This is a genomic window from Ornithinimicrobium panacihumi (genome assembly GCF_052073805.1).
Lineage (GTDB): Bacteria > Actinomycetota > Actinomycetes > Actinomycetales > Dermatophilaceae > Ornithinicoccus > Ornithinicoccus panacihumi.
Genome location: NZ_JBQGWG010000030.1, coordinates 19256 through 29871, shown reverse-complemented (window position 1 = coordinate 29871; position 10616 = coordinate 19256). Strand labels below are relative to the sequence as shown.

Annotated in this window: 8 protein-coding genes and 1 tRNA gene; 2 read left to right on the top strand and 7 right to left on the bottom strand. The window is 71.3% G+C overall.

The genetic code is table 11. The features are described 5' to 3' along the window. Window positions 1-50 precede the first annotated feature (50 nt). The 5 genes from ACTMMA_RS17140 to ACTMMA_RS17120 all read right to left on the bottom strand — a co-directional run bounded on the left by ACTMMA_RS17140 (window position 51) and on the right by ACTMMA_RS17120 (window position 4105). Complete coding sequence (locus ACTMMA_RS17140; protein WP_441190474.1) at window positions 51-1307, bottom strand: IS256 family transposase; 1257 nt, start codon at window positions 1305-1307, stop codon at window positions 51-53. Next, a complete protein-coding gene (locus ACTMMA_RS17135) occupies window positions 1279-1650 on the bottom strand; it encodes a hypothetical protein (protein WP_441191320.1) in 372 nt (123 codons plus the stop codon). The genes ACTMMA_RS17140 and ACTMMA_RS17135 overlap by 29 nt, the downstream gene beginning before the upstream one ends. Before the next feature lie 344 nt (window positions 1651-1994). After that, window positions 1995-2068 (bottom strand) — tRNA-Val (locus ACTMMA_RS17130). 87 nt (window positions 2069-2155) lie between these two features. Further along, window positions 2156-3070 carry a trypsin-like serine peptidase gene (locus tag ACTMMA_RS17125; protein ID WP_441191319.1) on the bottom strand — a complete coding sequence of 305 codons (915 nt, stop codon included), beginning with the start codon at window positions 3068-3070 and terminating at the stop codon, window positions 2156-2158. 135 nt (window positions 3071-3205) lie between these two features. Next, complete coding sequence (locus ACTMMA_RS17120) at window positions 3206-4105, bottom strand: aminotransferase class IV (RefSeq protein WP_441191318.1); 900 nt, start codon at window positions 4103-4105, stop codon at window positions 3206-3208. 62 nt (window positions 4106-4167) lie between these two features. Between ACTMMA_RS17120 and pta the strand changes: the two genes are divergently transcribed. Together pta and ACTMMA_RS17110 are read left to right on the top strand one after the other, a co-directional pair. Further along, entirely contained in the window at window positions 4168-6279 is a 2112-nt protein-coding gene (gene pta / locus ACTMMA_RS17115; protein ID WP_441191317.1) for a phosphate acetyltransferase, read from the top strand. A 2-nt stretch (window positions 6280-6281) separates the two neighbouring features. Further along, window positions 6282-7481: an acetate/propionate family kinase gene (locus tag ACTMMA_RS17110; RefSeq protein WP_441191316.1), complete on the top strand. Its 1200-nt coding sequence runs from the start codon at window positions 6282-6284 to the stop codon at window positions 7479-7481. A 21-nt stretch (window positions 7482-7502) separates the two neighbouring features. Here the strand turns inward: ACTMMA_RS17110 and galK are convergent, their stop codons facing one another. Next, window positions 7503-8699 carry a galactokinase gene (gene galK / locus ACTMMA_RS17105; RefSeq protein ID WP_441191315.1) on the bottom strand — a complete coding sequence of 399 codons (1197 nt, stop codon included), beginning with the start codon at window positions 8697-8699 and terminating at the stop codon, window positions 7503-7505. A 76-nt stretch (window positions 8700-8775) separates the two neighbouring features. Then, on the bottom strand, window positions 8776-9888 hold the full coding sequence (locus tag ACTMMA_RS17100; RefSeq protein ID WP_441191314.1) for a ScyD/ScyE family protein: 1113 nt from the start codon (window positions 9886-9888) through the stop codon (window positions 8776-8778). Between the last annotated feature and the right edge of the window lie 728 nt (window positions 9889-10616).

The window sequence follows — 10616 nt, the reverse complement described above, 5'->3', positions numbered from 1 at the left end:
GGTCAAGTCCAGTGGAGTGGTGTTCGACGGTGATCCCTCGATGGGGTTGATCAGGGCGTCAGTGCGGGAACGGTAGCAGTGATCTCCTCGGGGTCGGTGGTGGTGGGGATCAGGGCGTGTCGGCACCGAGTGAGGGCGTCCAGTCCGATGTAGCGTCGTTGCTCGGTCCAGGCGTCGTGCTGCTCGGCCAGGACGGCTCCGACGAGGCGGGTGAGGGCCTCGCGGTGGGGGAAGATGCCGACGACGTCGGTGCGCCTGCGGATCTCGCGGTTGAGCCGTTCCTGGGGGTTGTTGGACCAGATCTGGCGCCAGACCTCCTTGGGGAAGGTGGTGAAGGCCAGGATGTCGGCCCGGGCGCTCTCGAGGTGTTCGGCGACAGCGGGCAGCTTGTCGGTGAGCGTGTCGATGACGCGGTCGAACTGGGCGTGCACGGCCTCGGCGTCGGGTTGGTCGTACACCGAGTGCAGCAGCGTCTTGACCCACGGCCATGAGGACTTGGGGGTCGCGGACATGAGGTTGGCGGCGTAGTGGGTGCGGCACCGCTGCCACGCGGTCCCGGGCAGGGTGGCACCGATGGCCTCCACGAGGCCGGCGTGGGCGTCGGAGGTGACCAGCCCGACCGGCCCGGCACTGGTGAGGCCGCGGGCGACCAGGTCGCGGAAGAACGCCAGCCAGGAGGCGGTGGTCTCGCCGGTGGCGACCTGTAGGCCCAGGATTTCCCGGTAGCCCTCGGTGTTGACGCCGGTCGCGACCAGGGCGGACACCTTGACCACGCGCCCGCCCTCGCGGACCTTGAGCACCAGGGCGTCGACGGCCACGAAGGTGTAGGGCCCTTCGTCCAGGGGGCGGGTGCGGAAGGACTCCACCTGCTCGTCCAGCTCGGTCGCCATCACCGAGACCTGGGACTTGGACAGGCCGGTGATGCCCAGCGCCGTCACCAGCTTGTCCATGCGCCGGGTGGAGACCCCGAGCAGGTAGCAGGTCGCCACCACCGTGGTCAGCGCGGCCTCGGCCCGCTTACGCCGCTCCAGCAGCCACTCGGGGAAGAACGTCCCCTCGCGCAGCTTGGGGATCGCCACGTCCAGGGTGCCGACGCGAGTGTCCAGGTCCCGGTGCCGGTACCCGTTGCGCCGGTTCGTGCGCTCGGCCGTGCGGGTGCCGTAGTCCGCGCCGCACACGGCATCGGCCTGCGCGGACAGCAGGCTGTTGATAAAGGTTTGCAGCAGGTGACGCATCAGGTCCGGGCTCGCCTGCGCGAGCTCCTCGTGCAGGAACTGCTCAGGGTCGATAATGGGGGAAGCGGTCATCGGTGGTGCTCCTCTTCGAGAGTGCTGTGGAAGGTTCACTCGAAGGATCACACCGGTGGCCGCGCCTACCTGTGCAGGACACGCTCACCGGGTGCCGTCGTACACCACTCTGGTGGACTCCACTGATCGTGAAGGTCTCCTCGTTGACCGGCACGATCTTCTCGCACTGCACGTCCACGTAGTCGTGGACATCCATCAGGTGCTGGGCCAGGCCGGCCGGGTCACCGAAAGCGGTGTAGCCGTCGTCTTCGTGGAGCCGCTCGTCGGCGAAGGCCGCGAGCGGGGCTGCAACGAGCAGGGCCGCAGCCGTGCTCGTCGCCAAGATGGTGCGCCTGGTGCGCATGATTCCTCCTGCTAGTTGAGAACAGTGGTCCCTCTAGTCACATGAGTCACATGCGACGCATTAGAAACTAGGGAGGAAACGCCAGCTGTGTCCCCCTCCGGCCCGGCGTGTCTCAAAACTGGCCGAACGGCTCGAACCCAGCGGCAGCGTCCGACTTCATGCGGCTTGTGTACCTAGACGCCGGTTATAACCGGCGTGAAGTGGGTTTACCCGCACGAAGTCGGCTCCGGCGGGACGCTGACGCCCACGCCACGTCGACCGGCGGGACGCTGACGCCCGCGTCAGGTCTACCGACAGATCAGGCCCCGCCACCGGTGCGGTGACAGGGCCTGCTGGTCCAGCGGTGGACGTGAAGGGACTCGAACCCCTGACCTCTCGCGTGTGAAGCGAACGCTCTAACCAACTGAGCTACACGTCCGGACGCGCCCGTCGGGCGCGAGGAGTCACTCTACCCTCCCCGCACCCGACGGACGAAATCGCCGGTGAGCTTCGGCATACCGCGAGCTCAGCTGTTGGCGGCGGTGCTGTAGACGCTCTGGGCGACGTCCCCGAAGTAGGGGCCGTACATGACGTCCTTCTCACCCCGGTAGCCGAAGGAGTTGACCGAGTTCAGCGTGCCGCTGGTGATCCAGCCGCCGCCGCTGGAGCCGCCGGTCATCGAGCACGGCAGGCGGTGGTCGTTGGTGCCGCGGGTGTCACGGCCGGCCACGCCGGAGCACTTCCACAGGTCCTGCCCGTTGTAGGGCTTGGCGGCGGGGTAGCCGAAGGCCTCGAAGGTGAGCCCGTAGCCCTTGTTGAAGCCGATCGGGTAAGAGCCGGTCACGTCGGTCAGGCTCTGACCGCCCTGCTCGGCCATGACGGCGAAGCCCACGTCGTGGTTGAAGTCGCCGCTGTTGACCCAGGAGCTGGGTGCGTAGAGGGTCTCGGCGACCCAGGTGCCGTGGGGGCGGGCGCCGTTGTCGTAGGCCGGGACGAAGGCGAAGTTGGTGGCGTAGGAGCCCGGGCCCTCGTTGAGGCAGTGGCCCGCGGTGGTCACCACGTCGCGGTTGGCGCTGGTGGTCGCCGTGCCGGAGCAGACGTAGTCGGTGCCGCCGAGGGTGAAGAAGACCTTGCCCAGCTCAGGCTGCGGGGTGGCGCGCACGGCCTTGGCGGACGACGTGCCGCCGCCGGGCTTGCCCTTGTTGGTGCCGGGACCCTTGAGCTCGCGCGGGGTGGCGTTCTTCATCCGGTCGGCGGTCCAGTAGGCACGGACCGAAGCCTGCTCCGCCTTGGTCTGGGCGGCGGCGTGCTTGGCCACCGCCTGCTCCTGGCCGCCGCCCTGGCCGCCGCCGGGGGCCGCGCCGGCCGGGCTGACCATCATGGTCAGGGCCAGGGCGCCGGAGCCGAGCAGGGTGAGCGTGGTGGTGCGTGCAGAACGCATGTGGAGATCTCCATCTGTGGGTGAAGGCGCCCGCAGGGGGTGGGCACCGTGACACCCGACGCTATGTCTGCACGAGGCTGCAGATCACCCCGTGTTGGGTATGCATCTGGCAAAGATTGGGTCAGAAGGGAACTCTCAGGGGTTGGCGTCGGCAGCCGCGCGCCGCGTGAAGATCTCTCGGGCCCTGGCCGTGACCGGTCCCGGGGCGATGTCGAAGGACCGCGCGCGCACCGCCGGCGCCGGCAGCTCGAGACCGCCCACCGTGCGCACCGCGGGGGCGACCTCGATCCGGTCGACCGCGATGACGTCGCGGATGCTGCTCGTCAGCCACACCTCCTCGGCCTCGTCCAGGATCTCCATCGGCAGGTCCTCCTCGAGGACCTCGACACCCTCGTCGCGGAGCCACTCGATCGTGAGGGCCCGGGTGACCCCGGCGAGGGCTCCTCCGGACAGGGCCGGCGTCCGCACCACCCCGTCGACGACCACGAAGACGTTGGACCCGGTGCCCTCGCAGAGCAGCCCGGAGGTGTTGGGCATCAACGCCTCCCCCGCCCCGAGACGCTTCGCCTCGGCCAGGGCGACGACATTGTCGGCGTAGGAGGTCGTCTTGAGCCCGGCGAGCGCGCCCTTCTCGTTGCGGGCCCAGGGCACCACGGCCACCGAGGTCGTCGCGGCCGGGTGGTCTTGCTCGATCGCGGTGACCAGATAGGTCGACGATCCGGGCAGACGATCGCTGCCCAGCGGGCCCGGTCCGGCCGTGATCGTCCACCGGACCCGGCCGAAGGCCATGGGAGCCAGGCCGAGGACCGCGTCGATCCCCTCCTGCACCCTGGCCCGGTCCAGCGGCGGGAGCCCCAGCCCGGCCAGGGAGGCCTCCATCCGTGCGTGGTGGCGGTCGAGGGCGAAGACCTGCCCGTCGACGACCTTGGCGGTCTCGAAGACGCCGTCCCCGACCGTGATGCCGTGGTCCAGCGCGTCGAAGGAAGGCTCCCCCCGCACGAGGCGACCGTCCACCCAGACCCGGGGCTGCTGCATACCGAACATGGAGGGCCACTCTGCCACCGAAGTGCGCCGGATCACAGCACTAGGCTGGCCCTGTGTCCCCCACCACCCTGTACCTGTCCTCCGCCGAGACCAAGTCCGGCAAGTCCGCGGTCGCCGTCGGGCTGCTGGCCGAGCTGTGCGCACGAGGAGGTCGCGTCGGTGTCTTCCGGCCGATCGTCCTGGACCGGTCGACCGACCACCTGATCGAGCTGCTCCACCCGCTGTCGACCTCCCCCGTCGACCCTGCCGCCGGGATCGGCGTGACCTATGACGACGTGCACCGCGGCGCGGACGCCGCGATCGGCGAGGCTGTCGAGCGCTTCCACGCCTTCGCCGCCGAGCACGACACCGTGCTCGTCATCGGCTCGGACTTCACCGGCGTGCCCGCGCCCACGGAGTTCTCCGTCAACGCCTCACTGGCCGCCCACATCGGTGCCCCGATGGTGCTCGTGGTGCCCGCCATCGACCGCGGGGTGGAGGACACCGCCACCGCCGCCCTCATCACCGTGCACGAGGCCAGGGCCCGGCACGCCGAGGTGGCCGGCATCGTCGTCAACCGGGTCGACCCCCACCAGATCGACCCGGTCCGCGACGAGATCCGGTCCCGGCTCCAGGCCGAGGCCGGGGAGGGAGCGGACCTGCCCCACGTCTTCCCGATGCCGGCCGACGAGGTGCTGGCCGCGCCCACCGTGCGTGACCTCATGGAGTCGGTCTACGGCTCGCTGGTCGCCGGTGACGACGCCCTGCTGGACCGCGAGGTGACCGGCCTGGTGATCGCCGGCATGACCATGCCGCACGTGCTCGACCGGCTCAGCGACGGCTGCGTGCTGATCTGCCCCGGCGACCGCGAGGAGGTCCTCCTGGCCACGATCCTGGCCCACCGTTCCTCGACCTTCCCGTCCCTGGCCGGCGTCGTGCTCAACGGCGGCTTCGAGCCCAGCCCCCAGGTGTCGCGCCTCGTGGCCGGCCTGGGCGTGGAACTGCCCGTCGTCTTCTGCGAGAGCGGCACGATGAGCACCGCGATGCGCATGCACGGGGTCACCGGCCGCATCACCCCCGAGTCGGAGCGCAAGATCGAGCACGCCCGCGCCTTGGTCCACCGCCACCTCGACCTCGACGCGCTGGTCCCGGCCGGGGACGGCGCGGACGGCCAGCCCGCGGCCGAGACGACGAGGGCTGTCACGCCGTTGATGTTCGAGCACCAGCTCACCGCGCGGGCGCGCGCGGCGGAGGCCAACATCGTCCTGCCGGAGGGTATGGAGCCACGCATCCTGCGCGCGGCCGACACCCTGCTGGCACGCAAGGTCGCCAGGCTCACCCTGCTGGGCGACGAGACCGAGATCCGGGCCCGCGCCTCCTCCCTGGGGCTCCACCACCTCGACGACGCGGTCGTCGTGGACCCGCACACCAGCGAGCTGCGCGAGGGCTTCGCCGAGGCCTACACCCAGATGCGAGCCCACAAGGGCATGACGCTGGAGCACGCGCACGACGTCGTGGTGGACCCCGCCTACTTCGGCACCCTCATGGTGCACGGCGGCCACGCCGACGGCATGGTCTCCGGGTCCATCACCTCCACCGCCAACACCGTCCGCCCGGCCCTGGAGATCATCCGGACCTCCGAGGGCGTCTCGGTCGTCTCCAGCGTCTTCTTCATGTGCCTGGCCGACCGTGTCCTGGTCTACGGCGACTGCGCGATCAACCCCGACCCCACCGCCGAGCAGCTCGCCGACATCGCGGTCTCCTCGGCGCTGACCGCCTCCCGCTTCGGGGTCGACCCCCGGGTCGCGATGCTGAGCTACTCCACGGGCGGCTCCGGCTCGGGCGCCGACGTCGAGAAGGTCCGCGAGGCCACCGAGCTGGTCAGGCAGCGGCAGCCTGACCTGCTCGTCGAGGGCCCGATCCAGTACGACGCCGCCGTCGACCCGGCCGTGGCCGCGACCAAGCTCAAGGGCTCCCCCGTCGCGGGGCGTGCGACCGTGCTGATCTTCCCGGACCTCAACACCGGCAACAACACCTACAAGGCCGTCCAGCGCAGCGCCTCGGCGGTCGCGATCGGCCCGGTCCTGCAGGGCCTCAACGCACCGGTCAACGACCTCTCCCGCGGCGCGACCGTCCGCGACATCATCAACACGGTGGCGATCACCGCGATCCAGGCCAAGGGGTGACCATGTCCACACGCTCTGTCCTCGTCATCAACGCCGGCTCCTCGTCGGTGAAGTACCAGCTCGTCCACCCGGACACGGGCGAGTCCTACGCCAAGGGGCTCATCGAGCGGATCGGGCTCCCCCGGGGCGCGGTGCACCACACGGTGGGCGGCACCACGCACCAGCTGACCGTCGTGGTCCCCGACCACGCTGCCGCGATGTCCCTGCTGACGCAGGCCTTCGCCGAGCACGGGCCCGACCTGTCCGAGGTGGACCTGGTGGCCGTGGGGCACCGCGTCGTGCACGGCGGGGCCGACTTCGCCGACCCCACGCTCATCACCCCGGCGGTGCTCACCACCGTCGAGCAGCTGGTCCCCCTCGCCCCGCTGCACAACCCCGGCAACCTGCAGGGGATCGTGGCGGCGCAGGAGTCCTTCCCCGACGTGCCGCAGGTGGCGATCTTCGACACCGCCTTCCACCAGACGATGCCGCCGGAGGCCTCGACGTATGCGGTGCCCGCCGCCTGGCGCAACCAGTACCGGGTGCGGCGCTACGGCTTCCACGGCACCTCCCACGCCTATGTGTCGCGGCGCGTCGCCGAGCTCATGGGGCGGCCCGTGGAGGAGGTGCGCACCGTCGTCCTGCACGTCGGCAACGGGGCCAGCGCCACCGCCGTCGACGGCGGCCGCTCGGTCGACACCTCGATGGGTCTGACGCCGCTGGAGGGCCTGGTCATGGGCACCCGCGGCGGTGACCTCGACCCCGGCCTGCCCGGCCACCTCGCCCGCGTCGCGGGGATGACGATCGAGGACTACGACCGGGCGCTGTCCAAGGAGTCCGGTCTGCTCGGCCTGACCGGGTCGACCGACTTCCGCGAGCTGCACGCCCGACGGGACGCCGGCGACACCGACGCCGAGCTGGCCTTCGGGGTGGTCGGCCACCGCCTGATCCGCTACGCCGGGGCGTTCGCGGCCGTCCTCGGCGGGGTGGACGCCATCGTCTTCACCGCGGGGGTCGGCGAGAACAACCCCGAGCTGCGCGCCCGGGTCCTGGATCGGCTCGGTTTCCTCGGCCTCCGGGTCGACGCCGGGGCCAACGAAGCGACGGTCCGTGGTGCCGAGGGCCGGATCACCACCGAGGACAGTGCCGTGCAGGCGTGGGTCGTGCCGACGAACGAGGAGTGGGAGATCGCCCGCCAGGCCGCGGACGTCGTGGAGCGCTGAGCCCGCTCCCCCCCCGCTGCCTCAGCGGAGGCGTCCGGCGGGACCGCTGGGCACGGCGGCGAGGAAGGCCGGTGCCTGCAGCCGCTCCTGGTCGAAGGCCCGGGCGATCTCGGCGGCGACGCGCTCGACCGCGTCGCGGCGCACGAGTGCCACCGCCGAGCCGCCGAACCCACCTCCGGTCATCCGCGCCCCGGGAGCCCCGGCCTCCAGCGCGGCCTCCACGGCCACGTCCAGCTCATGGCAGGACACCTCGTAGTCGTCCCGCAGGGAGCGGTGCGAGGCCGTCATGAGCGACCCGACCCGTCGGGCGTCCTGCTCGGAGAGGGCTGCCACGAGGTCCAGGACGCGCTGGTTCTCGCTGACCACGTGCCGCACCCGGGGCAGCCCGTCGGTGATGCCGGCCAGGGCGGTGCGCACGTCCTCGTCGTCCAGGCGGGCCGGGTCGAGCTCGCGCAGCGACGCCAGCCGCAGCGCGCTCGAGGCGAGCTCGCAGGTCTGGCGGCGAGCCGCATACTGACCGTCGGCCAGCGAGTGGTGGACCCGTGTGTCGATGACGAGGACCTCGTGCTCGGGCAGCGTCCAGGCCACGGGGGTGACGGAGAAATCGTGGCAGTCCAGGAGCGTGAGGTGCTCGTCGACCGCGCGCAGGGAGACGGTCTGGTCCATCCCGCCGGTGGCGGCGCCGGCGAACTCGTTCTCGGCGCGGATGCAGGCGCTGGCGAGCTCCTCGTCGGTGAGGTCGGCCAGGGCGGGGACGAGGTCGCGCAGCGCCACCGCGACCGAGCAGGACAGCGCGGCCGAGGAGGACAGGCCCGCGCCGAGCGGCACGTGCCCGTCGACGAGGAGGTCGACGCCCATCGCGCCCGCCCCGGCGTGCTCGGCCAGGACGCCGACGACGCCCGCGACATAGGCGGTCCAGCCGTCCGGACGCCCGGGGCGGACATCGGTGACCTTGCCCTCCCAGCCGGACGACTTCTGGACCGAGGCGATCCGCAGGATGCCGTCGTCGCGGGTGGCTGCCGCGGCGTACGTGCGGTGCGGCAGCGCGAAGGGCAGGCAGTAGCCCTGGTTGTAGTCGGTGTGCTCGCCGATGAGGTTGACCCGTCCCGGCGCGGCCCAGACACCGTCGGGGATGTGGCCGAAGTCCACGAAGAAGCCGCGGGTCAGGTCTTTGACGACCGCTCCCGTGTCGGCAGGGGGCAACCAGGTCAGCGCCATGCCAGCAGGATAGGTCGAGTGGCCGGGCCGTCAGATCGACCGGTCGACCCGAGGGCCCGGCCACGCCGATCACTCGTCAGGGCAGCGGGACCCTGATCACCTCTCCCCCGCCCGGGAACACCGAACCGGTCGTCACGTAGGCCGCGCCGTCGCGCACCGCCACGCCGTATGGCATGGCCAGTCCGCCGGCGACCGTCTCGTGCTCGCCGTCGGCGCCGACCCGCACGAGCGAGCCGGGGCCGCCCGCGAGCAGACCGGAGTCGGTCAGCTGCACCGCATACAGGTCCTCGGCGTCCCAGGCAAGATCGGTGACGTTGGTCAGCCCGGTCGCGTAGACCGTGGGGGTGCCGTCGGGGCCGAGCCGGTAGATGTTGGCCGCGCCGACGGGGAACGGGAAGCCGGTCAGCTCGGAGACGTACCAGGCGCCGTCCGGGCCCTGCGCGGCCGCGGTCGGCACGGACTGGTAGGGCACGAAGGTGCCGGGCGGCGCGCCGGTGAAGGGCGGCAGCTCGGCGACGCCGGAGGGCGGCAGGACCGCGAGGAGCCCGATGTCACCGCGACGCGAGACCGTGAGCACGTCGTTGCCGCCGGCGTCGACCGCCACCAGGCGCCCGCCCGGTCCCGCGGCGAGGTCGACCGGGTTGCTGTCGGACCCCGCGCCGTCGGGGTCATGCGCGTCCTCGTAGGCGGCCAGGTCCGCCCGGATGCTCACCGTGCCGCCCTTGACGTCCACGACCGTGCCCAGCGCGGCCGCGTCGGGGCCGAAGACGTCGCGGGTCGCCGGGGTCCCGCCCAGCCCCATCGCCACGGTCAGGGTGCTGCCGTGGACGACGACGTCGAAGGCACCCACCGACTCGCTCTCGTTGACAAGCGCCGGCAGCCCGGTGACGACCCGCGACTGGCCACCCTTGCGGGAGACCTTGGTGATCGAGGAGGAGTCGTTCAGGCAGGTGGTCGCGAACTCCGGGTGGTCCAGGCAGGTACCGGCGTCCTCGGACGGCGCGCCGGACTCGGCGACGTAGAGGTCGCCGTTGGGGGCGAAGGAGAGATGCTTGGGGCTGTTGAGCCCGCTCGCGACGACCTCGTGGGTCGCGTGCTCGTCGGCGAGAGCCGGGGCCCCCGCGGACGCCGCGGCTGCGAGGGTGAGGCAGAGCGCCGGGGGAAGCCCGCGGCGAAGACGTGAAGACATGGGTGACGACCTCCAGGCGAGTGTGGGGTCGGCGGCGGACGCCGCAGGCCTGCCTAAGACTAGTGCCGTAGTTGACGTGCCGGCAAGACCCCCGAGGCTCTGCGGCCGCACGTGCAGACAACCTGTTCGCCGACGTCCGGGAGTGTTCGGGGTCGTTCGGGTGGGCATCCGGCAGGGCGGGTCGGCCCGTGGCGGTAACTAGCGTGAGGAACATCCATCCCATCAGTCACGAAGGGCGGCGCCATGTTCCTCTCCCCCGACCCCTCGGCGCGGCGGCACTGTCACCGCCGGCACCCCGGCCGGAACCTTCGAGATCCGCTCGGTCGCGCGTGCCGAGACCGTCCCGGGCATGGTCATCGGCCGGCCGGAGGCGAGTCACCGCGAGGGCGAGAGCACCTTCCTGTCCAGCCTGCCGGCCGGTGGGAAGGGCACGACCTTCGTGGTGTCCGCGGACGGCAAGAACCAGGTCTTCGACCTCGCCTCCGACACCCCTTCCCCAGATCACCCTCCCCCTGGGAAGGACGCAGCCCCCGACCGCGTTTCCGCTGGTCAGGGGCTGCTTCGTCCTGGTGGGCGATACTGGGTTTGAACTAGCGCCGTGGCCGCTCACCTGTCAGGCCGATCACCTGCATAGATGCTCCCTGACCTGCACTTATGCGCCCCACAGATACGACGCAGAAGTGGGCACGTTGGGGCACGGGTGTGCTTTGATTGGGGCACAAACGGGG